The sequence below is a fragment of the Actinomycetospora chiangmaiensis DSM 45062 genome (assembly GCF_000379625.1).
In the GTDB taxonomy this organism is placed as follows: Bacteria; Actinomycetota; Actinomycetes; order Mycobacteriales; family Pseudonocardiaceae; genus Actinomycetospora; species Actinomycetospora chiangmaiensis.
Genome location: NZ_KB903245.1, coordinates 24,543 through 47,519 on the forward strand (window position 1 = coordinate 24,543; position 22,977 = coordinate 47,519).

The 22,977-nt window shown below is 74.2% G+C and carries 20 protein-coding genes; 6 read left to right on the top strand and 14 right to left on the bottom strand.

What is annotated here, in order from left to right:
* Positions 1–133: 133 nt before the first annotated feature.
* The 8 genes from ffh to A3CO_RS0124190 form a co-directional block, all read right to left on the bottom strand.
* Positions 134–1,738, bottom strand: a complete 1,605-nt coding sequence (gene ffh, locus A3CO_RS0124155; protein ID WP_018334834.1) for a signal recognition particle protein — start codon at positions 1,736–1,738, stop codon at positions 134–136.
* 115 nt (positions 1,739–1,853) lie between these two features.
* Positions 1,854–4,364 (bottom strand): [protein-PII] uridylyltransferase, encoded by a 2,511-nt coding sequence (locus A3CO_RS0124160; protein ID WP_084682188.1) that lies wholly within the window; start codon positions 4,362–4,364, stop codon positions 1,854–1,856.
* Positions 4,365–4,490: 126 nt separating this feature from the next.
* Entirely contained in the window at positions 4,491–4,829 is a 339-nt protein-coding gene (locus tag A3CO_RS0124165; protein WP_018334836.1) for a P-II family nitrogen regulator, read from the bottom strand.
* A complete protein-coding gene (locus tag A3CO_RS0124170; protein WP_026204954.1) occupies positions 4,826–6,187 on the bottom strand; it encodes an ammonium transporter in 1,362 nt (453 codons plus the stop codon). The genes A3CO_RS0124165 and A3CO_RS0124170 overlap by 4 nt, the downstream gene beginning before the upstream one ends.
* Before the next feature lie 324 nt (positions 6,188–6,511).
* Entirely contained in the window at positions 6,512–8,395 is a 1,884-nt protein-coding gene (ftsY, locus tag A3CO_RS0124175; RefSeq protein ID WP_018334838.1) for a signal recognition particle-docking protein FtsY, read from the bottom strand.
* A 60-nt stretch (positions 8,396–8,455) separates the two neighbouring features.
* Entirely contained in the window at positions 8,456–8,980 is a 525-nt protein-coding gene (locus A3CO_RS36280) for a hypothetical protein (RefSeq protein ID WP_018334839.1), read from the bottom strand.
* 158 nt (positions 8,981–9,138) lie between these two features.
* Positions 9,139–12,858: a chromosome segregation protein SMC gene (gene smc / locus A3CO_RS0124185; protein WP_018334840.1), complete on the bottom strand. Its 3,720-nt coding sequence runs from the start codon at positions 12,856–12,858 to the stop codon at positions 9,139–9,141.
* Between the two features lie 61 nt (positions 12,859–12,919).
* Positions 12,920–13,630, bottom strand: a complete 711-nt coding sequence (locus tag A3CO_RS0124190; protein ID WP_018334841.1) for an IclR family transcriptional regulator — start codon at positions 13,628–13,630, stop codon at positions 12,920–12,922.
* 57 nt (positions 13,631–13,687) lie between these two features.
* Between A3CO_RS0124190 and A3CO_RS0124195 the strand changes: the two genes are divergently transcribed.
* From A3CO_RS0124195 to A3CO_RS34135, 6 genes are all read left to right on the top strand, one after another.
* Positions 13,688–14,872 carry a CaiB/BaiF CoA transferase family protein gene (locus A3CO_RS0124195; protein WP_018334842.1) on the top strand — a complete coding sequence of 395 codons (1,185 nt, stop codon included), beginning with the start codon at positions 13,688–13,690 and terminating at the stop codon, positions 14,870–14,872.
* Complete coding sequence (locus tag A3CO_RS0124200; protein ID WP_018334843.1) at positions 14,869–15,606, top strand: acetoacetate decarboxylase; 738 nt, start codon at positions 14,869–14,871, stop codon at positions 15,604–15,606. Before A3CO_RS0124195 ends, A3CO_RS0124200 begins: the two co-directional genes overlap by 4 nt.
* The gene (locus A3CO_RS0124205; protein ID WP_018334844.1) at positions 15,603–16,511 is read left to right on the top strand and encodes a 3-hydroxyacyl-CoA dehydrogenase NAD-binding domain-containing protein; all 909 of its coding nucleotides are present in this window, start codon (positions 15,603–15,605) and stop codon (positions 16,509–16,511) included. The genes A3CO_RS0124200 and A3CO_RS0124205 overlap by 4 nt, the downstream gene beginning before the upstream one ends.
* The gene (locus tag A3CO_RS0124210) at positions 16,508–17,701 is read left to right on the top strand and encodes an acyl-CoA dehydrogenase family protein (RefSeq protein ID WP_018334845.1); all 1,194 of its coding nucleotides are present in this window, start codon (positions 16,508–16,510) and stop codon (positions 17,699–17,701) included. The genes A3CO_RS0124205 and A3CO_RS0124210 overlap by 4 nt, the downstream gene beginning before the upstream one ends.
* A 44-nt stretch (positions 17,702–17,745) precedes the next feature.
* A complete protein-coding gene (locus A3CO_RS0124215; protein ID WP_018334846.1) occupies positions 17,746–18,192 on the top strand; it encodes an SRPBCC family protein in 447 nt (148 codons plus the stop codon).
* Between the two features lie 114 nt (positions 18,193–18,306).
* On the top strand, positions 18,307–19,176 hold the full coding sequence (locus A3CO_RS34135) for a mechanosensitive ion channel family protein (RefSeq protein ID WP_018334847.1): 870 nt from the start codon (positions 18,307–18,309) through the stop codon (positions 19,174–19,176).
* Positions 19,177–19,223: 47 nt separating this feature from the next.
* Here A3CO_RS34135 and mutM read toward each other — a convergent pair whose 3' ends face one another.
* From mutM to coaD, 6 genes are all read right to left on the bottom strand, one after another.
* Positions 19,224–20,084, bottom strand: coding sequence for a bifunctional DNA-formamidopyrimidine glycosylase/DNA-(apurinic or apyrimidinic site) lyase (gene mutM / locus A3CO_RS0124225; RefSeq protein ID WP_018334848.1), 861 nt, complete (start codon positions 20,082–20,084; stop codon positions 19,224–19,226).
* Between the two features lie 8 nt (positions 20,085–20,092).
* Positions 20,093–20,830 (bottom strand): ribonuclease III, encoded by a 738-nt coding sequence (gene rnc / locus A3CO_RS0124230; protein ID WP_084682171.1) that lies wholly within the window; start codon positions 20,828–20,830, stop codon positions 20,093–20,095.
* Between the two features lie 23 nt (positions 20,831–20,853).
* A complete protein-coding gene (gene rpmF, locus A3CO_RS0124235; RefSeq protein ID WP_018334850.1) occupies positions 20,854–21,036 on the bottom strand; it encodes a 50S ribosomal protein L32 in 183 nt (60 codons plus the stop codon).
* Positions 21,037–21,051: 15 nt separating this feature from the next.
* The gene (locus A3CO_RS0124240; protein ID WP_018334851.1) at positions 21,052–21,627 is read right to left on the bottom strand and encodes a YceD family protein; all 576 of its coding nucleotides are present in this window, start codon (positions 21,625–21,627) and stop codon (positions 21,052–21,054) included.
* An 89-nt stretch (positions 21,628–21,716) separates the two neighbouring features.
* Positions 21,717–22,409, bottom strand: coding sequence for an ATP synthase subunit B family protein (locus tag A3CO_RS0124245; protein ID WP_018334852.1), 693 nt, complete (start codon positions 22,407–22,409; stop codon positions 21,717–21,719).
* A 92-nt stretch (positions 22,410–22,501) separates the two neighbouring features.
* Positions 22,502–22,975, bottom strand: coding sequence for a pantetheine-phosphate adenylyltransferase (coaD, locus tag A3CO_RS0124250; protein ID WP_018334853.1), 474 nt, complete (start codon positions 22,973–22,975; stop codon positions 22,502–22,504).
* Positions 22,976–22,977: the final 2 nt, after the last annotated feature.

A 22,977-nucleotide genomic window follows, 5' to 3' on the forward strand; every position in this document is an offset into this window, starting at 1 on the left:
CCGTACGTCACGCTTCGACGGACATCGAGGCCAGCGCGATGATCACCGGACCCCCAGCGGCCTCGGTCGACCCTCTCGAGCCCGCTCGGGGTCCGGTGATCATGCTGTCCGCGGCATCGTGACCCCCCGAGCGCTACTTGCGGCGCTTCTTCTTGTTGCCCTTCGGCCCGCCACCGCCGGACTTGGCGCCCGGGAAGGTCAGGGCCGTCGGGTCGAAGTCGGCCGGCAGGTCGTTCATCCCCGCGAGGCCGGGCGGGAGCTGGTTGAGGCCCGGCGTCTCGTAGGAGCCGACCTGACGCTGGCCGCCGCTCTCGGTCGCGATGCCCGCGATCGCCGGCATCTGCTTCGGGCCGCGCTGCGGGCGGCCGCCGCCACCCTTGCGGGCGTTGCGCGCGGCCTTGCGGGCGGCACCGCGCCCGGCCGAGCCCGGCAGGCCGAACTGACCGGCCATCTTCGTCATCATCTTCTTCGCGTCGAAGAAGCGGTCGACGAGCTGGTTGACGTCGGAGACGCCGACGCCCGAGCCGTTCGCGATCCGCAGGCGCCGCGATCCGTTGATCATCTTCGGGTCGGCCCGCTCGGCGGGCGTCATCCCGCGGATGATGGCCTGGACGCGGTCGAGGTGCTTCTCGTCGATCTGGCCGAGCTGGTCCTTCATGTTGGCCGCGCCCGGCAGCATGCCGAGGATGTTGGCGATCGGGCCCATCTTGCGGACGGCCTGCATCTGCTCCAGGAAGTCCTCGAGGGTGAAGTCGCCCTCGGACATCTTCTGGGCGGCCTTCTCGGCCTGCCCCTCCTCGAACGCCTGCTCGGCCTGCTCGATGAGGGAGAGGACGTCGCCCATGCCGAGGATGCGCGAGGCCATCCGGTCGGGGTGGAAGACGTCGAACTCGTCGAGACCCTCGCCGTTGGAGGCGAAGAGGATGGGCTGGCCGGTGACCTCGCGGACCGAGAGCGCCGCACCACCGCGCGCGTCGCCGTCGAGCTTGGTGAGCACGACGCCGTTGAACCCGACGCCGTCGCGGAAGGCCTCGGCGGTGTTGACGGCGTCCTGACCGACCATGGCGTCGAGCACGAACAGGATCTCGTCGGGCGACACGGCGTCGCGGATGTCCGCGGCCTGCGCCATCAGCTCCTCGTCGACACCGAGGCGACCCGCGGTGTCGACGACGAGGACGTCGTACTGGCGGTTGCGCGCGTCGGCCACGGCGCGGCGGGCGACGTCGACCGGGTCGCCCACGCCGTTGCCGGGCTCCGGGGCGAACACCTCGACGCCGGCGCGCTGCCCGACGATCTGCAGCTGGTTCACCGCGTTCGGGCGCTGCAGGTCGCAGGCCGCGAGCAGCGGGGTGTGGCCCTGGTTCTTCAGCCACCGCGCGAGCTTGCCCGCGAGGGTCGTCTTCCCCGACCCCTGCAGACCGGCGAGCATGATCACCGTCGGCGGGTTCTTCGCGAAGCGGATCCGGCGGGTCTCGCCGCCGAGGACGCCGATGAGCTCCTCGTTGACGATCTTGACAACCTGCTGCGCGGGGTTGAGGGCCTCGGAGACCTCGGCACCCTTCGCGCGCTCCTTGATCTGCTTGACGAAGGCGCGCACCACCGGCAGCGCGACGTCGGCCTCGAGCAGCGCGATGCGGATCTCGCGGCACGTGGTGTCGATGTCGGTCTCGGAGAGCCGGCCCTTGCCGCGCAGGTCCGACAGGACCGATGTGAGGCGATCGGAGAGGGTGTCGAACACGGCGGGCGCACTCCCGGGGTCTGGCTGGTCGGACCGTCGCGGTGAGCACACGCGGGCGGCCCCCGACGATGCTCCAGCCTAACCGCCGGGTGTGACGTCGCTCCGCGACCCGTCGTCAGGAAGGGTCCGGGGCGACGGCCGCCATGACCGCCGCCTCGATGTCCCGACGGCGGGTCGGGTCGAGCGGGACGACGCGACCGGTGCCGGGGCTCTCGTGCTCGCCCGCCTCGCCCTCCGGGGAGGCCTCCAGGCAGAAGGCGTCGACCACCGAGGAGCCCAGCGTGGAGACGCGGGCCCACCGCACATCGACGCCCTCGGCCTCCAGTGCGGCGGCGACGCCGTGGAGCAGCCCGATGCGGTCGGCGGTGCGGAGCTCGAGCACCACCGCGCCGGTGGCCTCGTCGTCGAACCAGAGGACCCGCGTGGCGGGCGGGGACCCCGAGGTCTGCGACGACGAGTAGTCGCGCTCCTTGGCGGCCAGGCGCGCGGGCAGGTCGAGCGAGCCGGTGAGCACCCGCACGAGGTCCTCGCGCAGCAGGGACGCCTCGGGCAGGCGCCCGAACCGCGGCGAGACGGTGAAGCTGTCGACCGCGACGCCGTCGTGCTCGACGAGGACCGCGGCGTGGACCTGCAGGGAGTGCAGCGCGAGCACCCCGGCCGCGCGGCTGAGCAGCCCCGGGCGGTCCGGGGCGGCCACCGTCATGGTCACCGTGGTCAGTTCGTCCGCGGCCTCGACCGAGACCTCCGGGTTCCCGGTCGCGGCGACGGCGCGGGCGAGCGCCAGGCGGTCGTCGGAGAGCGGCTCCGGCCCGGGCATGCCGTCGCCCGCCATCACCTGGCGGCAGCGCCGGACGAGGTCGCCCAGGAGCGTCGCGCGCCACGGGGTCCAGACGCCGGGTCCGGTCCCGAGCGCGTCCGCCTCGGCGAGGGCGTGGAGCAGCTCGAGCAGCACCGGGTCGCCACCGAGGGTGTCGACGACGCGCTGCACCGTCGCCGGGTCCTCGGGGTCGCGGCGCTGCGCGGTGTGGGGCAGCAGGAGGTGGTGGCGGACCATCAGGCCGAGGGTCTCGACGTCGGCCGGCCAGAGGCCGAGCCGGCGGCCGATGTGCCGGGCGAGCTCCGCGCCGACGACCGAGTGGTCCTCGTCGCGGCCCTTGCCGATGTCGTGGATCAGGGCGCCGATGAGCAGCAGGTCGGGCCGGGCGACGCGGGTGGTCAGCTCGGACGCGCGGCGGGTGACCTCGACGAGGTGACGGTCGACGGTCCAGACGTGGGTCCGGTCGCGCGGCGGGAGGTCGCGGACGGCGCCCCACTCCGGGAAGAGCCGCCCCCAGAGGCCGGTGCGGTCCAGGGCCTCGATGACGTCGACCATGCCCTCGCCCGCCGCGAGCAACGCGAGCAACTCCTCGCGGGCCGCCCGGGGCCACGGTTCGCGGAGCTCGGGCGCGGCGTCGGCGAGCCGGCGCAGCGTCCCGGCGGCGATGGGCAGGCCCGTGCGGGCGGCGACCGCGGCGAGGCGCAGGACGAGGGCCGGGTCGCGGGTCACCTGGGCCTCGCGGGCCAGCACGATCTCGCCGGCCTGCTCGACGACGCCCTCGTCGAGGCCCCGCCGGGCCGGGGTGCGCCGCAGGGCCGCCAGTCCACGACGCGGGAGCGCCGCCCGGGCCGACCGCAGGGCGACGTCGGTCGCGTAGACCACGGTGCGGGCGGCCCCGGACAGCGACCGGGCGAGGTCGTAGCGGTCGGCGACGCCGAGGTCGGGGATGCCGGCGAGCTCGTGGGCGTCCTCGGCCTGCAGCACGTCGCGGGCGCGGCCGGCGCGGCGGTGCAGCTCGGTGCGCAGGTCGAGCATGAGCGTGCGGGCGGAGCGGACGTCGACGGCGGGCCGGTCGACGAGCTGGGCGGCGGAGAGGGCGTCCAGGAGCTGGACGTCGCGCAGACCGCCGCGGCCGTTCTTCAGGTCGGGCTCGACGCGGTGGGCGACCTCGCCGGCGCGTTGCCACCGCGTGCGGGTGGTCTCGACGAGGTCGTCGAACCGGTTGCGGATCCCGGCGCGCCACGCCTGACGGGCGGAGGAGGAGAGTCGTTCGGCGAGCTCGGGGTCGCCCGCGATGAGCCGGACCTCGAGCAGCCCGAGCGCCACCCGGAGGTCCTCGGTGGCCACCCCCACCGCCTCGCCGACCGTGCGGACCGAGTGGTCGAGGCCGATCCCGGCGTCCCACAGCGGGTACCAGAGCGCGTCGGCGATCCGCGCGACCTCCTGGGGGCTCCGGCCCCGGCCGCGCCCGGCGCCGTCGTGGACGAGGACGAGATCGAGGTCGGACCACGGGGCGAGCTCGCGACGACCGAGCGCCCCGACCGCCACCAGGGCCGTCCCGGACCCGGGTCCGACGCCGACGGCGGCGGCCCGCGTCGCGAGCCAGAAGTCGTGCAGTTCGACGAGGGCCTCGCGCAGCGCGGCCGGGCCCAGCCGCCGCGCCCCGGGCGGCGGCGAGAGCAGGGCCGTACGGGCCCGGACGAGGTCGACGGCGGCACCCTCGTCCGACTCCCCGGAGACGGCCAGGGAGGGGGACGTGCCCTCGCTCCCGGTCTCGTCGCCGGAGCGCCCCGTCCCGACTGCGACCATGCCGTTCCTCTCCGGTGGTGCGGCCCCGTCGACGGGCCGCACGGTGACGTCCGGGGGTCGACACGACAGCACCGGGCCCACCGTCCACGTGCGGGACGGCGGGTCCGGTGCCGGTCGACCTGCGAGCTAGAGGGCGTCGGCCCCGCGCTCGCCGGTGCGCACGCGCACCACGGTCTCGATCGGGGTCACCCAGACCTTGCCGTCACCGATCTTGCCGGTGCGGGCGGTCTCGGAGATCGCGTCGAGGACCTTCTCCGCGGTGGAGTCGTCGGTGACGACCTCGATGCGGACCTTCGGGACGAAGTCCACCGAGTACTCCGCACCGCGGTAGACCTCGGTGTGGCCCTTCTGGCGGCCGTAGCCCTGGACCTCGCTCACGGTCATCCCGAGGACGCCGAGCTGCTCGAGCGCGCCCTTCACGTCCTCCAGCACGAACGGCTTGATGATCGCCGTCACCATCTTCATCGCGGAGCACCCTCCCTCGGGGTCGCGGGGGTCGCGGACCCGGTCGCACCAGCACCCAGCAGCGAGTGGTTGCCCCCGCCGCTCAGACCCGAGTAGTCATACCCGGACTCGGCGTGCTGCGATTCGTCGATCCCCGCGGCCTCGTCCTCGTCGCTCACCCGGAACCCGACCGTGGACTTGATGATCAGGGCGAGGACCGACGTGACGATGAACGAGTAGAGCAGCACCGAGACCGCAGCCACGGCCTGCCGCCAGAGCTGGTCGAACCCACCGCCGTAGAAGAGGCCGTTGGCACCCGACGTGTTCAGCGAGTTGGTGCCGAAGAAGCCGATCAGGAGCGTGCCGATGAGGCCGCCGATCAGGTGGACGGCGACGACATCGAGCGAGTCGTCGAAGCCCAGCTTGAACTTGATCGACACGCAGAGCGCACAGACGGCACCGGCGATGAGGCCGACCGCGAGCCCGCCGAGCGGGTTGACGTAGGCACAGGCCGGGGTGATCGCGACGAGGCCGGCGACGGCACCGGAGGCGGCGCCGAGGGTGGTCGGCTTGCCGTCGCGGATCTGCTCGACGACCAGCCAGCCGATCGTCGCGGCACAGGTGGCCAGGGTCGTCGTCGTGAAGGCGATCGCGGCGTTCGAGTTCGCACCCAGCGCGGAGCCGGCGTTGAAGCCGTACCAGCCGAACCACAGGAGGCTCGCGCCGAGCAGCACGAAGGGCAGCGAGTGCGGACGGCCCGGGTCGCGGGGCCAGCCGCGGCGCTTGCCGAGGACGATCGCGAGCGCGAGGCCTGCCGCACCGGCGTTGATGTGGACGGCGGTGCCGCCCGCGAAGTCGAGGGCCTTCAGCTGGTTGGCGATCCAGCCGCCCTTCTCACCGGTGTAGCCGTCGAAGGCGAACACCCAGTGGGCGACGGGGAAGTACACGATCGTCGACCAGAGGACGACGAAGAGGCCCCACGACCAGAACTTGATGCGCTCCGGCACCGCACCCGAGATCAGCGCGGGCGTGATGACCGCGAACATCAGCTGGAACATCGCGAAGGCGTAGACCGGGATGCCGTCGCCGCTGCTCGTCCCGGCGATGTACTGGCTGCCGCCGGGGAAGGCGTTGCCCAGGCCCAGGTAGGCGCCGCCGCCGATGAGGCCGCCGAAGGCGTCGTTCCCGAAGGCCAGCGAGAACCCGTAGAGGCACCACAGCACCCCGACGATCGCGAGGCACATGAAGTTCATCATGAGCATGTTCAGGACGCTCTTCGAGCGGACCATGCCGCCGTAGAAGAACGCGAGCCCTGGCGTCATGAGCATCACCAGCGCGGCGCTGGCGAGTACCCATGCGGTACTTCCGGCATTCAACACGAGCCTTCGTCCCTCCTGCGGTCGCCGTCAGGCGCGGTCACTGGGAGGAGAGAATGCTGAGAGCTTGTTTCGAGCGACGTGCCCTGGTGTTTCTCGGCAGTTAACACGGCCCCGACGCGTGTGACCATCACGTTGCCGATTCGGACATCGAGAGCGACCGTGTCACAGGTCACGCATGGTCGGTGACGGTGTGCCACCGTTGATCGCTCGTTCGTGACACTGCGTATCACCCGTTCGGCAGCGCCGGTGGTCGTGCCGCGAGGATGACGTCGGGCAGGTCCGGCGGGGTCGGACCCTGCCCGGCGTGCGTCTCACGCGCCGGAATCAGCGCAGGAGCGCGTCCACGAAGGCGTGCGGCTCGAACGGGGCGAGGTCGTCCGGGCCCTCGCCGAGACCGACGAGCTTCACCGGGACGCCCAGTTCCCGCTGCACCTGGAAGACGATGCCGCCCTTGGCGGTGCCGTCGAGCTTCGTGAGCACCACGCCCGTCACGTCGACGACCTCGCGGAAGACCCGGGCCTGGGTCAGCCCGTTCTGCCCGGTGGTCGCGTCCAGGACCAGCAGCACCTCGTCGACCTCGGCCTGACGTTCGACGACGCGCTTCACCTTGCCGAGCTCATCCATCAGGCCGGTCTTGGTGTGCAGCCGGCCGGCGGTGTCGAGCAGCACGGCGTCGACGCCCGCGTCGGCACCCCGCTTGACGGCGTCGAACGCGACGCTGGCCGGGTCCGCGCCCTCCGCGCCGCGCACGACGCGTGCCCCGGCCCGCTCCCCCCAGGTCTGCAGCTGCTCGGCGGCCGCGGCGCGGAAGGTGTCGGCCGCGCCGAGCACGATCTCGTGCCCGCCGCCCACGAGGACGCGGGCGAGCTTGCCGGTGGTCGTCGTCTTGCCGGTGCCGTTGACCCCGACGACGAGGACGACGGCGGGTCGGCCGTCGTGCGCCAGGGCGCGCACCGAGCGCTCCATGTCGGCGCCGAGGGTCTCGACGAGGACCTCGTGCAGCAGCTCCCGCACCTCGTCGGAGGTCCGGACGCCCCGCGAGGCGATCCGCTCGCGGAGCTTGCCGACGACCTCCTGTGTGGTCGCCGAGCCCAGGTCCGCCATGAGCAGCTGGTCCTCGACCTCCTCCCAGGAGTCCTCGTCGAGGTCGCCGGCCCCGAGCAGGCCGAGCAGGCCGGTGCCCAGGGTGGAGCGGCTGCGTCCCAACCGCCCCCGCAGCCGCTCGAGCCGCCCCTCGGGCGGGGCGATCGGCTCGCTCGGGGCCGGGGCCCCGGCCGACGGTGCCGGCGTGGCCGGTGCCGGTGTGGCTGGTGCCGGAGCCGGCGGGGCGGACGGCGTCGGGGCAGGAGTCGCGGCCGGCGGGATCGCGGTCGTCCGGTCGGGAGCGGGCGCCGGGGTGGGCGGCACCTCCGTCGTCCGGTCCGGCGCGGGTGCCGGCGGAGCGGGCGCCGCCGCGGTCGGCGGGATCGCGGTCGTCCGGTCGGCCGGAGGCGCGACCGGGGGCATCTCGGTGGTCCGGTCCGCGGCGGGCGGGACCTCGGTCGTCCGCTCCGGCGTGGGCGGAACCTCGGTGGTCCGGTCCGGAGCGGGGGCCGGCGTCGCCCCGGCGGGCGGGACCTCCGTGGTCCGGTCGCCCGGGGGCGCGACGGGCGGGATCTCGGTCGTCCGGTCCGTCGGAGGCGCGATCTCCATCGTGCGATCGGTCGCGGACGGGACCTCCGTCGTGCGGTCGGGCGCGGCCGGCGTGACCTCGGTGGTGGACTCCGGGATCGCGGGCGGCGCCTGGGTCGTGCGGGCCGGCGGCGACGGCGGGGCGGGGCGCGACGGGCGGGCCGGGGGCGCCTGGGTGCTCGACGGCTCGCCCGGGGCCGGCTCGGCCGAAGGGGTCTCGATGGTGGGCGGGGTGGGACCGACCTCGGGCCGGTCCCTGGTCGCAGTTCCGCCCCCCGAGGAGAAGTTGAAGCCGCCCCCGGCCGTGTAGCTGCCCTTCGTCGGCCTGGGCGGCTCGGCCTGCTCCGCTGCCTGGTCGCGCAGCGAGATCCGGCGCCGGCGGGCCAGGAGCAGCCCGATGATCAGCACCAGGACGAGCACCACCACGACGACCGCGACGATGATCCCGGTCAGCACACCCGGCGAGAGCCCGGCGGCGGGGGCCTGGGCGAGCAGGTCCCGGGACGAGGGTCCGAGGGTGGTCAGCGGCGAACTCACGACTCCCATCCTGTCAGCCGTACGGCTCCGCCGACGGCCGCACGGGGCGTGGAACGGGGGTCAGCCCACGAGGGAGAGCAGCGACCAGACGCCCACGCCCAGGATCGCGAGCATCAGGACGAGGCCCGCGAGCAGGGCGACCACGCCGCGGGTCTGCTGCGGCACCGGGCCGAGCGCACCCGCGCCGGGCAGCACCGGGGCGCGGTAGAAGACGTCGACGGTGTGCCCGGCCGCGACCGGGACGGCCTCGACGACGCAGCCCCACCCCTCCCCGCGGTCGACCGCGATCTCCACCCGGTGCCGGCCGGGCGGGAGGGCGATGTCGGTGCGGCCCCAGCGGATGCTCAGCGGGAGGTCGTCGACGAGGACCGTCACCGGGTACGCGGCGAGGAACGGCACGAGCGCGCTGTGGGAGGCGTCGACGACGAGGTGCCCGACGGCGGGCTGCGGGGCGGACGACACCCGCCAGGACCGGCGGGCCGCCGGCGCGGCCACGGTCGCTGCAGCGGACACGGCCGACGCAGCAGACACGGCCGACGCGCTGCGCTCGACCGCCGCGCGACGCTTGGGCTGGAGCACCGTCATCCCGACCCACCCTCCCCCGGGGGAGCCACCGCTCCCCGGCCCCGACGACTCGACCGTAGGCCCGCGCCACCCCGAGCGGGATGCCCCGTGCGCGTCGTTCGTCGGTCACGGTCGCATGATGTGTTGATCACGCACCGCTATCTTAGCGCGACACAGCGTCACGACACGGGCGAGGGGTCCGCTCGGGCGAGTGGACCGGGGGCATCGGCGCCCCGGAGCCGCTGGGAGACCACCGCGGTGATGCCGTCGCCGCGCATGCTGACGCCGTAGAGCGCGTCGGCGATCTCCATCGTCGGCTTCTGGTGGGTGATGATGACCAGCTGCGAGGTGCGGCGGAGGTCGTCGAGCAGCGAGATCAGCCGGCGGAGGTTCGCGTCGTCGAGCGCGGCCTCCACCTCGTCCATGACGTAGAACGGCGAGGGGCGCGCCCGGAAGATGGCCACCAGCATCGCGACCGCGGTGAGTGACTTCTCCCCGCCCGAGAGCAGCGAGAGCCGCTTGACCTTCTTGCCCGGCGGACGGGCCTCGACCTCGACGCCCGTGGTCAGCAGGTCGTCGGGGTCGGTGAGCACCAGCCGCCCGTCGCCGCCGGGGAAGAGCACCGGGAACACGACCTCGAACTCCCGCGCGACGTCGGCGAACGCCTCCGCGAAGACGTCGAGGATCCGCTGGTCGACGTCCGCCACCACCGAGAGCAGGTCGCGCTTGGAGGCCTTCACGTCCTCGAGCTGGGTCGACAGGAACCGGTAGCGCTCCTCGAGCGCGGCGTACTCCTCGAGCGCCAGCGGGTTGACCTTGCCCAGCGTGCCGAGCTCCTTCTCCGCCCGTGTCGCCCGGCGCTGCTGCTCGGCCCGGTCGTAGGGCATGGGCGGCGGCATCGAGACCTGCTCGCCGCGCTCCCGGGCCTGCGTCACCTCCGCGACCTCGGCCTCGCTCGGCGGGATGCCCGCCGCCGGGCCGTACTCGCGGACGAGGTCCTCGAGCCCGATCCCGAACCGCTCGACGATCGACTCCTCCAGCTGCGCGAGCCGGGTGCGCTGCTCGGCGCGCAGCACCTCGTCGCGGTGCACGGCGTCGGTCAGCCGCTCGAGGGTCTGCTGCAGGCTCCTCGTCCGCTCGCGCACCCCGTCGAGCTCGGCCGCCCGCGCCTGCCGGGCCGCGGCCAGCCGGTCCCGGGCCGCGGCCGCCGCCGTCACGGAGCCGGCGATCCGGTCCACCCCCGTCCGGCCGTGCTCGAGGATCTCGGTGAGCAGCGCGGCCTGCCGTTCCCGTTCCCGACGCCGGGTCGCGGCGCGCTCCCGCTGCTCGCGCTCCGCCCGGGCCCGGTGGCGCAGAGCCTCCGCACGCCCGGTGACCGCCCGCGCCCGCTCCTCGGCGGTGCGCAGCGCGAGCCGGCCCTCGACCTCGGCGGCCCGCGCGGCGTTGAGGGCGACCGCGGCAGCATCGCGGGCGCCGACGTCGCTGCCGTCGGCATCGTCGGACGCGTCGGTGTCGGCCTGGTCGGTCGCCATCTCGAGGCGTTCGCTCAGGTCGTCCAGCTCCGCGCGCCGTTCCTCGCGGGCCTGCTCCACGGTCGCGCGGCGCTCGGTGAGCCGGGCGAGCTCCGCCTCGGCGCCGCGCACGGTCTCCGCCAGCCCGCCCAGGCGACGGGCGCGCGCGGCGCGACGGGCGTCGTCCTGCACCCGCCGGGCGTCGGCCGCCTTCCGTCGCTCGACGTCGGCGCGGCGGGCGTCGTCGCGCACCTGCCGGGCCACCCCGACCTCCGCGCGGGCCGCCGCCTCCGCGTGCCGGGCCGCCTCCAGTGCCGTGGCCGCCGCCTTCTCGGCCCGTTCCGCGTCGGCGCGCCGGTCCCCCGCCTCGTCGGCCGCCGATTGCATCTCCAGGATCGAGCGGTTCCCGGACGGCCCCCCGACCGCCCAGACCCCGCCGAGCACGTCGCCGGCCCGCGTGGCCGCCGTGAGCTCCGGGTGCGCGGCGACGAGCGTGCGCGCCGCGGGGAGGTCGTCCACCACCACCACGCCGGCGAGCAGCCGCGCCACCGCCCCGGCCACGGCCTCGGGCGCCCGGACGAGGTCGGCCGCCCACGTCGCCCCGGCCGGTGGGTCCCCCGCGGTGACCACGGGACCGGCGTCCGCCACCAGCAGGCCCGCCCGGCCCGCGTCGGTGGCGTGCAGGTGCGCCAGCGCGTCCGCGGCCGCGTCGACCCCGGCGACGACGACCGCGTCGGCCACCGGTCCCAGCGCCGCCGTCACCGCCGTCTCGTCGCCGGGCCCGACCCGCAGCAGGGCGGCCACCGACCCGAGCACCCCCTCGCGACCCCCGGCGAGGAGCTCCCCGGCCCCGTCGCGGCGCGTGAGCGTGAGCTCGAGGGCCTCCACCCGCGCCTTCCAGTGCGCCCGGTCCCGCTCGGCGTCGCGGTGGGCCGCGGCGGCGCGGTCGACCTCCGCCCGGACCTGCTCGTGGCGCTCGGTCGCGGCGTCGAAGGCGGCCTCGGGATCAGGGGCGTCCTCGGGGACCGACGCCTGCGCGGTCGGCTCCCCCGGCTCCGCGGCGTCGACGGCGCCCGCCGCGGCCTCCTCCTCGGCGAGCTCCGCGCGGGCGGCCGCCGCCCGGGCCGTCGTCTCGCCGATCGACGCGGCCAGCGTCTCGAGCTCCTCGATCGCCGCGGCGACCCGCCCCCGCTGCGTCTCGACCTGACCCGCGAGGCGGGCCAGCCCCTCGCGCCGGTCGGCCGCCGCACGGGTGGCCGCCGCGACGCGACGGTCGGCGGCCTCGAGCGTCTCCTCGGCGTCCTCCCGCCGGGCGGCGGCATCCTCGAGGGTCTCCCGGGCGAGCGCGACCTCCTCGGCGAGCGCGGCCTCGTTCTCCGCCGCCGCGGCCGCCTGCCGCTCCAGCTCGTCGGGGTCCGGCCCCGAGGCCGGCTCCTCCGCGCCGGTCAGGTGCCGGTGCCGCTCGGCGGCCAGGGCCACCGTGCCCCGGAGGCGCTCGGCGAGCGAGGCCAGCCGGTGGTGGGCCTCCTGGGCCCGCTCGTAGGCGGGGGCGTCGACCTCGAGCGCGGCCTCCAGCTCCTCCCTCGCCGCGGACTCGGCGGCGAGCGCCCGCTCGGTCTCGTCGCGCCGCCGCCGGGCCTCGTCCTCGTCGGCCGCGTCGCGCGCGATGGTGCCCCGCAGCGTCACCAGGTCGTCCGCGGCGAGGCGGAGCCGGGCGTCGCGCAGGTCGGCCTGGATGGTCTGCGCCCGCCGCGCGATCTCGGCCTGGCGGCCCAGCGGCTTGAGCTGGCGGCGCAGCTCGGTGGTGAGGTCCCCGAGGCGGGCGAGGTTGGACTCCATCGCCTCGAGCTTGCGGAGCGCCTTCTCCTTGCGCTTGCGGTGCTTGAGGACGCCCGCGGCCTCCTCGATGAAGGCCCGCCGCTCCTCCGGACGCGACTGCAGGATCGCGTCGAGCTGCCCCTGCCCGACCAGCACGTGCAGCTCGCGGCCGATCCCGGAGTCGCTCAGCAGCTCCTGCACGTCGAGCAGGCGGCAGGAGCTGCCGTTGATCTCGTACTCGCCCGCACCGGAGCGGAAGACGCGCCGGGTGATCGACACCTCGGTGTACTCGATCGGCAGCGCGCCGTCGCTGTTGTCGATCGTCAGCGTCACCTCGGCGCGGCCCAGCGGGGCACGTCCCGTGGTGCCGGCGAAGATGACGTCCTCCATCTTCCCGCCGCGCAGCGCCTTCGCGCCCTGCTCGCCGAGCACCCAGCTGATGGCGTCGACGACGTTGGACTTGCCGGACCCGTTCGGGCCCACCACGCAGGTGATCCCGGGCTCGAAGCGCAGGGTGGTCGAGGACGCGAAGGACTTGAAGCCCTTGAGCGTCAGGCTCTTCAGGTGCACCCCGGCCCCACCCCCTCCCGTCGCTCCGCTCGCCCAGGTCTCCCCCGACCTGTCCAGGAAGCTACGCGACCCCTCCGACAGCCTCCCGCAGCACCGCCGCGGCCCCGTCGGCGCCGTCGCCGAGCGCCCCCGACCGGTCGATCGCCGACATCGCGGCCACCACCAGCCCCTCGGACCACACGGGCACCGCGACCGCCACCGCGCCGGGGACGAGCCGGCCGCTGCGCCCGGTCTCGCACCCCGTCGCCCGGATGCGCTCGCAGTCCTCGAGCAGTGCCAGCCCGGCCGCCGGGTCGTCCGGCCGGGCCGCCCGCACCACCGCCTGCCGGGCCGGGGCCGACAGGTGCGCCACCAGCACCCGCCCGGCCGCGGTGTCCACGAGCGGGCGCCGGATCTGCGAGGACAGGGCGTAGTCGAAGGCCTCGTCGGCGCCCGCCCAGTCGACCCAGACCGCGTCGTCCCCCACCCGCACCGCGAGCTGCACCGGCAGCCCGAGCCGCGCGGACACGTCGACCAGCGTCCCGTGCCGCACCGGGACCGCCGGCCGCCCGGCCCGCACCGAGAGCACCGACGGCGCGGGCCCCAGGGTGTACCGGCGGCCGTCCTCGTCGAGGTAGCCGACGGCCACGAGCCCGTCGACGAGCTTCTGCACCGACGACACGGGCGCGTCGACCGCCCGCGCGAGCTCCGTCAGCGAGGCCCCCGGCCGGGCCACCGCCGCCTCGAGCAGCTCGGCCACCCGGTCGACGGTCCGGTGGTGCTTGTTACCCATATGCGTAACCGTATCTCACATTGCGGAGAGATCGTTAGCGCGCCTAACGTCGTTCCCATGACGACGACAGCACTCGACGGAGTTCGGGTCATCGACCTCGCGACCGTGGTGATGGGGCCGTACGCGGCCCAGATCCTGGGTGACCTGGGCGCCGACGTCATCAAGGTCGAGGCCCCGGGCGGGGACAGCGCCCGCCTCGCCCCGCCCGCGCGGCACCCCGGCATGGGCCATCTCGCCCTGAACGTCAACCGCAACAAGCGGTCGGTCACCCTCGACCTGAAGTCCCCGGCCGGGAAGGCCGCGTTCCGCGACCTGGTCGCGGGCGCCGACATCCTCATCACCAACATGCGGCCCGGCGCCCTCGACCGCCTCGGCATCTCGCACGAGGAGCTCGCCGCGATCAACCCGCGCCTCATCACGTGCCGGGCGCAGGGCTTCCGGTCCGACTCTGCGCTCGCCGACCGCGCCGCCTACGACGAGATCGTCCAGGCCGCGTCGGGCATGACCGACATCGTGCGGCGCGCCACCGGCACCCCGAGCTACGTCCCGACGGTGCTCGCGGACAAGGTCTGCGCGCTCACGATCGCCTACTCGGTCCTCGCCGCGCTGATCCACCAGCGAGCCACCGGGCAGGGCCAGGAGGTCGAGGTGCCGATGGCGGACACGATGCTCGCCTTCACCCTCGTCGAGCACCTCTCCGGCCACACCTTCGTCCCCGACGAGGGGGGCACGGGCTTCAACCGGTCCCTCGCCGCCGGGCACGCCGCGGTCGCGACGAAGGACGGGTGGGCATGCATCCTGCCCTACAGCCCGCGCAACATCGCCGACTTCTTCGCCGCCGCGGGGCGCGACGACCTCGCGACCGACGAGCGCTTCGTCGACCGCACGCAGCTCGCCCGCCACCAGGAGGAGCTCTACGGCGAGATCGCCGCGATCGCGCCGACCCGCACCACCGACGAGTGGGCGGACCTGTGCGCCGGGCACTCGATCCCGTTCGCCCCGGTCCTCGAGCTCGAGTGCGCCCACGAGGACCCCTACGTCGTCGACGGCGGCCTGCTCACCGAGCAGGAGCACCCCACCGAGGGCACCTACCGCTCCGTCGGCTTCCCCGTGCGGTTCTCGGCGACCCCGGCCGGCATGCGCACGCCGACCCCGCGCCAGGGCGACCACACCGCCGAGGTCCTGCGCGAACTCGGCCGCACGGCGGAGCAGATCGCGGAGATGACGGCGGTGACGGCATGAACACCGAGGAGATCCTCCGCCGCGGCACCACGCCGCTCAGCGCGCCGGCCTTCCCGCCCGGGTCGCACCGGTTCACCGACCGCGAGTACCTCAACGTCGTCTACCGCACCGACCCCGACGCGTTCCGCGCCGCGCTCCCCGAGCCGCTGGAGACGGTCGAGCCGCTGGTGCGCTTCGAGGTGATGCGCATGGGCGACGTCGACGGCTTCGGCCCCTACACCGAGTGCGGGCAGGCCCTGACCTGCGCGTTCGACGGCGAACAGGGCGAGTACCTGCACGCGATGTACCTCGACAACGCGCCCGCCACCTTCGCCGGGCGCGAGCAGAGCGCCTACCCCAAGGCGTTCGGATCGCCGCGGCTGTGGATCGAGCAGGGCACGCTGGTCGGGCAGCTGCACGTCGGGTCGCTGCCCGTCGCCACGGCGACCATGGCCTACAAGCACACGCCGCTGGACCCCGACGAGGCCCGCGCGCAGGTCGGCGTCCCGACCTTCGCCGTCAAGCTCTCCCCCGGCCGCGGCGGCCCGACCGCCGCGATCCTGCAGCGGACCCGGATCACCGACCTCGTCGTGAAGGACGCCTGGACCGGACCCGCCCGCCTGGAGCTCCACGCGCACGTCATGGCGCCGCTGGCCGACCTGCCCGTGCTGGAGGTCGTCAGCGCCTCGCACGTGCTGACCGACCTCACGCTCGCGCCCTTCACGCCGGTGCACGACTACCTGGAGCACGCATGAGGATCACCGAGATCGGCGCCGGCACGATCGGCGTCAGCTGGACGGTGCTGCACGCCGCCCACGGCCACGAGGTCGTCGTCACCGACCCGCGCCCGGACCTCGACGAGGCCGTCCGCGACGGCGTCCGCCGGTTCGCCCCGGCCCTCGGCGCGGACCCCGACGAGCTGCTCGGCCGCGTCCGGACCGAACCGGACCTCGCCGCCGCCGTCGGGAACGCGGAGATCGTCCAGGAGCAGGGACCGGAGCGGCTCGCGGTCAAGCAGGACATCGTCATGACGGCGGGTGCGGCGGCTCCCGCCGACGCCCTCCTGCTGACCTCGACGTCGGGCATCGTCGCGAGCGACATCGCGGCGGAGCTCGACGCGGACGTCGCCGCGCGGCTCGTCGTCGCGCACCCGTTCAACCCGCCGCACCTGCTGCCGCTCGTCGAGCTGGTCGCCGGGGACCGCACGGCCCCCGCGACCGTGGAGCGGGCCGCGGCCTTCCTGCGCTCCGTCGGCCGCGACCCGGTGGTGGAGCACCGGGAGGTGTCCGGCTTCGTCGCGAACCGGCTGCAGTCCGCCCTGTTCCGCGAGGCCGTGAGCCTCGTGCGCCGCGGGGTGGTGTCGCCCGAGGAGCTCGACCGCGTGGTGACCGGCTCGCTCGGCCCGCGCTGGGCGACGGGGGGTCCGTTCCTGTCGTTCCACCTCGGCGGCGGGCCCGGCGGGCTGCGACACCTGCTGACCCACCTCGGCCCGGGCATGAGCAGGCGGTGGGCGGATCTGGGGAACCCCACCCTCGACGACGAGACGGTCGAGGCCCTCGTGACGGGCACCGAGTCCGCCTACGGGAACGACTACGACGCACTGACCGCGCACCGCGACCGCGCCCAGGCCGCCGTGCTGAGCGCCCGGGAGGACGCATGATCGAGCCGCTGCCCGGTGATGTGTACGGCTACGTCGAGCTGCTGGACGACGAGGAGCAGGAGATCCTGGCCCGCGTTCGGACGTTCGCCGAGAAGCGCATCGCGCCGATCGCGAACCGGTACTGGGCCGACGCGGAGTTCCCGCACGAGCTGATCGAGGGCTTCGCCGAGCTCGACGTCGTCGGGCTCGCCCGCGAGTGGCCGGACCGCCGCGCCTACTCGCGCCTGCTCACGTCGTTCGTCTCGCTGGAGCTCTCCCGGATCGACCCGTCGATGGCGACGTTCTTCGGCGTCCACGCCGGGCTCGCGCTGACCAGCATCGATCTGCTCGGCTCCGAGGAGCAGAAGGAGCGCTGGCTCCCGGCGATGCGCCGGATGGAGAAGATCGGGGCGTTCGGGCTGTCCGAGCCGCACGGCGGGTCGGACGTCGCAGGCGGGCTGGAGACGACGGCGCGCCGCGAGGGCGACGAATGGGTGCTGGACGGGGCGAAGCGCTGGATCGGCAACGGGACGTTCGCCGATCTCGTCGTCGTGTGGGCCCGGGATACCGACGACGGTGAGGTCAAGGGGTTCGTCGTCGAGCAGGGCACCCCCGGCTTCACCGCGACGAAGATGGAGGGCAAGCTCGCGCTCCGCTCCGTGCAGAACGCCGACCTGACCTTCGAGGGCGCCCGCGTCCCGGAGGCGAACCGGCTGCCCGGCGCGCGGCGCTTCGCAGACACGAACCGGGTGCTGCGCGTGACCCGCGGCGGGGTGGCATGGAACGCGGTCGGCGCGATGATGGGCGTGTTCGAGCTGGCGCGGGACTACGCCGGCGAGCGGGTGCAGTTCGGCTCCCCGATCGCGTCCTACCAGCTGATCCAGGACCACCTCGTGTCGATCCTCGGCCACGTCACGGCGTCGCTCGCGATGGCGGTGAAGGTGGCGCAGATGCAGGACGCCGGGACCTTCCGCGACGAGCAGGCCGCGCTCGCCAAGCGGGAGGCCACGATCCACCTGCGCGACGCGGTGGCCCGGGCCCGCGAGGTGTTCGGCGGCAACGGCATCCTGCTGGAGAACAGCGTGGTGCGGTTCTTCAACGACGCCGAGGCGCTCTACTCCTACGAGGGCACGCGGGAGATCAACACCCTCGTCGTCGGGCGCTCGATCACCGGCGTCGGCGCGTTCGTGGGGCACGCCCCGCGCCGCTGAGATTCCGCCGTTTGCGACGAGGGGCCGAGCGCCCATCATCGTTCATGGCAACCGCAACGCACTATCTCGAGGTCAACGCACCGGCCGCCGAGTGCTACCGCTGGTGGCGGCCGCTCACCCATCTGCCGCAGATCCTGGACGACGTCGAGTCGGTCGAGCCGAAGGACGGCAGCGCCGACGTGACGCACTGGGTGGTGGACGGGCCGCTCGGCAAGAAGATCGAGTGGGACGCGAAGATCATCGACGAGGAGCAGGACCGCAAGATCGCGTGGACGTCGCTCGAGGAGAGCAACAACCACGTCGAGACCGGCGGCGCCGTGCGGTTCGACGACCACGGCCCCAAGACCGGGGTGGAGGTCAGCCTGCACGTGGAGACGCCCGCCGGGGCGCTGGGCGACCTGGGCGCGAAGCTCTTCGCCGACCCCCAGAAGAAGATCGAGAAGGCGCTCCAGGAGTTCAAGCAGCTCATGGAGTCGAACACCACCCGCTAGTGCCCCGGAGCCGGCCCGCGATCGCCGCGGGCCGGTTCCTCGCTGTCCACGCCCGGCCCTCTCGATCGAGCCCCGCGTCGTTCGGGCCCTCTCCACACCACACAGGAGATCGCCATGATCGCTCTGCCCACCCAGTCCGACCCGTCCGGCGGCGGGGGCGGTTTCAACGCGCTGCAGTCGCTGCAGAACGCGTTCACCACCCTGCTGAACTACATCCCCAACGTGATCGGGGCCCTGCTGGTCCTGCTCATCGGCTACCTCATCGCCCGCCTGCTACGCGCCGCGATCACCNNACTGCTCCAACGCGTCCGGCTCGACCAGCGCCTGACCCACGGCTCCGGCGGCGAGTACGTCACCCGCTTCTCCCCCGACGGCAGCCCCGCCAAGCTCGTCGGCCTGGTCGTGCAATGGGTGCTGCTCGTCTTCGTCATCGTCTCCGCGGTCGGCACCCTGAACATCCCCGCCGTCACCGGGTTCGTCAACCTGGTGCTGTCCTACCTGCCCAACGTCATCGCCGCGCTGCTGATCTTCCTGATCGCCGCCGCGATCGCCGCCGCCGTCGGCGGCCTGGTGCACCGCACCATGGGCGACACCCCCACCGGCCGCGTCGCCCGCTCCGCCGCCCCCACCCTGGTCATGGTCATCGCGGTGTTCATGATCCTCAACCAGCTCGGCATCGCCGAGGTCATCGTCAACGCCACCTTCATCGCCCTGATCGGCGCGCTGGCCCTCGGCGCCGCGCTGGCGTTCGGGCTCGGCGGCCGCGACGCCGCCGCCGACCTGATCAACACCGGGTACCGCAAGGCCCAGCAGAACAGCGACCAGGTCCGCGCCGACCTGCAGACCGGCTACCAGCGCGGCCAGGCCGAGGCCTCCCGCGTCGCGGACCAGCACACGTCGACGTCGGACGAGCCGGGTGCCGTCCGCGCCGACGACCCGCAGGCGCCGACCGTCGCGATCACCCCGCAGGACGGCCGCCACTAGTCGACCCGCACGCCGAGCCCGCCGGGAGCATCGAGCTCCCGGCGGGCTCACGTGCGTCGGGGCACCCTCTGGCAGGTCGGGCACCAGAACGACGAGCGGTTCGTGAAGGCCGAGCGCCGGATCGGTGTGCCGCACCGCAGGCACGGCTCGTCCTCCCGGCCGTAGACGGCGAGCGAGCGGGAGAAGTAGCCGGAGTCGCCGTGCACGTCGACGTACAGCGCGTCGAACGACGTGCCGCCCTGCGCGAGCGACTCGGTCATCACCTCGTGCGCCGCGGTGAGGACCTTCCGGACGTCGGGTCGGGTCAACCGGGCGGTCGGGCGCAGCGAGTGCAGGCGGGCCCGCCAGAGCGACTCGTCGGCGTAGATGTTGCCGATCCCCGACACGAGCGTCTGGTCGAGCAGCGCCCGCTTGAGCTCGGTGCGGCGGCGCCGGTACGCGCCGACGGCGGCCTCGAGGTCGAACGCCGGGTCGAGGGGGTCGCGCCCGATGTGCTCGACCGGCAGGGGCACCCGCTCCCCGTCGGAGGACACGGTGTCGACGGCGGTGAGCCCGCCGAAGGTGCGCTGGTCGACGAACCGCAGCTCCGACCCGTCGTCGAGGAACCGGAGGCGCACCCGCAGGTGCTTCTCGTCGGGGCGCTCGGCGGGCTGCACGAGGAGCTGGCCGCTCATGCCGAGGTGGGCGAGCAGCGCGGTGCCGTCGTCGAGGTCGACCCAGAGGAACTTGCCGCGCCGACGCGCGGCGACGAGGGTCCGCCCGGCCAGCCGCACGGCGAGCTCGGGCGCTCCCCCGGGCTGCCGTCGGACGGCGCGCGGGTGCAGCACCTCGACCGACGCGACGGTCCGCCCGACCGCGTGGTCGGCGACCCCGCGGCGGACGACCTCGACCTCGGGGAGCTCCGGCACCTAGCTGGTCACGGGGTGACGGGCCCGTGGATCGCCTCGTAGGCGGCCTGGGCGGCCTTCTGCTCGGCGTCCTTCTTGGTGCGCCCGACGCCGGTGCCGAGTGCCTCACCGGCGACGACGGCCGTCGCGGTGAACTCCTTGGCGTGGTCGGGGCCCTCCTCGGCGATCCGGTACTCCGGGACTCCGCGCCCGGAGGCGGCCGTCAGCTCCTGCAGGCTGGTCTTCCAGTCCAGGCCGGCACCGAGGCGCGGGGCCTGGTGGAGCAGGTCGCCGAACAGGCGGCCGACGAGCTCGCGCGCGACGTCGATGCCGTGCTCGAGGTGCACGGCCCCGAGGATCGCCTCGACGGCGTCGCCGAGGATCGAGTCCTTGTCGCGCCCGCCGGTCATCTCCTCGCCGCGCCCGAGGTACATCAGCTCGCCGAGCCCCAGCGTGCGCGCGACGCTCGCGAGCGCGTGCATGTTGACCACGCTCGCGCGCAGCTTCGCGAGCTGCCCCTCCGGCAGGTCCGGGTGCTCCCGGTACAGCCGTTCGGTCACCGCGATCCCGAGCACGGAGTCCCCGAGGAACTCCAGGCGCTCGTTGGTCGGCAGCCCGCCCTTCTCGTAGGCGTACGACCGGTGCGTCAGGGCGAGCCGGAGCAGCTCGGGATCGACCTCGATCCCGAGCACCCGGCTGAGCCGCTCGGCCGGCGAACCGTCCTGGTCAGTGGCGCCGGCCGCCGTGGCGGCCACGCGTCCACCCATCCCGTCGCTGCGCTCGCCCCGGCTCAGGCCGGGGTGACGGCCCGGCGGCCGGCGTACTGGCCGCAGGTGGGGCAGGCGACGTGCGGCGGCTTGGGCTTGCCGCAGGCCTTGTTCTGGCACGCCACGAGGGTCGGCACGGACGCCTTCCACTGCGAGCGACGGGCGTGGGTGTTGGCGCGCGACATCCGGCGCTTGGGGACGGCCACGGTGCTTCGATCTCCTCAGTTCTCTGTGCTGCCGCCGGCGAAACGCTCCTGCAGGGCGGCCCAGCGAGGGTCAATCCTCTCACGAGCGCTTCCCGCGGGTACGAAGGCCCATGCCTCCTCGTCCGGCGAGGGCACTCCGGGGCAGTCGTCGCTGCACAGCGGGGCGTTCGGGAGCTCCAGGAGCACCGCGTCGCGGACGGCGGGCTCGAGGTCGATCTTCTCGTCGACGATCCGCGCCACGTCGTCCTCGTCGGTCGTCTCCTCGGTGACCGAGTGGGGGTAGGCGTAGAGCTCGGTGACGTCGACCTCGACGTCCTCGTGGACCTCGCCGAGGCACCGGGAGCACTCGCCCACCACGTGGGCGCTCACCGTGCCGCTCGCGAGGACGCCCTCCATCACCGACTCCAGGCGCAGGTCGAGGTGGATCGGGTCGCCCGTGGGGACGCCGATCACCTCGAGCCCGAAGTCGGAGGGCGCGGGCACGTCACGCACCCAGGGCTTCATGGTGCCGGGCCGGCGCGACAGCTCGCGCAGGACGTCGACGACCCAGGGGCTCGTCGCGTCGGGGCCGGTCGTGTGCTTCTCAGTCATCTCAAGACGGACCAACGTGCTGCAGGCCGGGACGTGTTCCCGACGTCGGGGCGGATCCGTCGCTCAGCGTACGCGGCGACCGCCCGGCCCTACGCGCTCGCCCGCTCCGGGGCGTGCTCCTGGGCGGCCGCGCCGACCTGTCCGGTGCGCAGCTGGTGGCGGTGGCGCCCGACCGTGTCGAGCACCGACTCGAGCGTCTCGGTGAACTCGGCGAGCGAGGTCTCGACGTAGTGGTCGCAGTCGGTGCGCGCCTGGTGGGCGTCGTCGGCGGCCCGGTCGAGGATGCGCCCGGCCTCGTCGCGGGCGGCGAGGGTGACCTCGTGCTCGGAGACGAGGCGCTGCTGCTCGGCACGCCCGTCGGTCACGGCCCGCTCGTAGCTCTGGCGGCCGGCCTCGGTCATGCGGTCCGCCTCCGCGGCGGCCCGGTCGGTGAGGTCGGCGTACTCACGGCGCCCCCGCGCCACGACCCGCTCGGCCTCGTGCTCGGCCTCGGCGATCATCTGCTGGGCCTGCTCCCGGGCCTCGGCGAGGAGGCGGTCGGCCTCGGTGCGCGCCTCGGCGGTCGCGCGCTCGGCCTCGTCGGCGGCGTCGGCGACCAGCTTGTCGCGGTGGTCGAGCACGTCCTGGGCGTCGTCGAGCTCGCCCGGGATCGCCTCGCGGATGTCGTCGAGGAGCTCCAGGACGTCACCCCGGGGGACGACGCAGCTCGTCGTCATGGGGACGCCGCGCGCCTCCTCGCAGATGGTCACGAGCTCGTCGAGCGCCTCGAACACCCGGTACACGCCGATCCACCTCCCGCGTCGAAGACCGGCCGCCAGTGTGCGGCGCGGGCTCCGCCGCCCGGCGCATTGCGGCGCGTCGGGCGTGTCGGGGGTCAGGAGCCGAGCCGCTCCAGCAACGCCGTGTGCACGTCCGTCGTCAGGAAGGCCGAGACGTCCCCACCCCCGCGGGCGACCTCCTTGACCAACGAACTGGAGACGAACGTGTGCTCCGGCGAGGCGGACAGGAAGACGGTGTCGACGCCCGTGAGGTGCCGGTTCATCTGCGCCATCGGCAGCTCGTAGGCGTAGTCGGTGTCCGATCGCAGACCCTTGGCGATGACACCCACGCCCTGCTCGCGGCACCAGTCGACGAGCAGGCCCGAGAAGGCCGCCGTCGAGACGTTCGGCAGGTCGGCGAACGTGGCCCCGAGCAGCTCGCGGCGCTCGTCGACGGTGAACAGCCCCTGCTTGTTGGGATTGATCGCCACCGCGACCACCACCTCGTCGAACATCACCGCCGACCGACGCACCACGTCGACGTGGCCGAGCGTGACGGGATCGAACGACCCGGGACAGACGGCCTTCACGG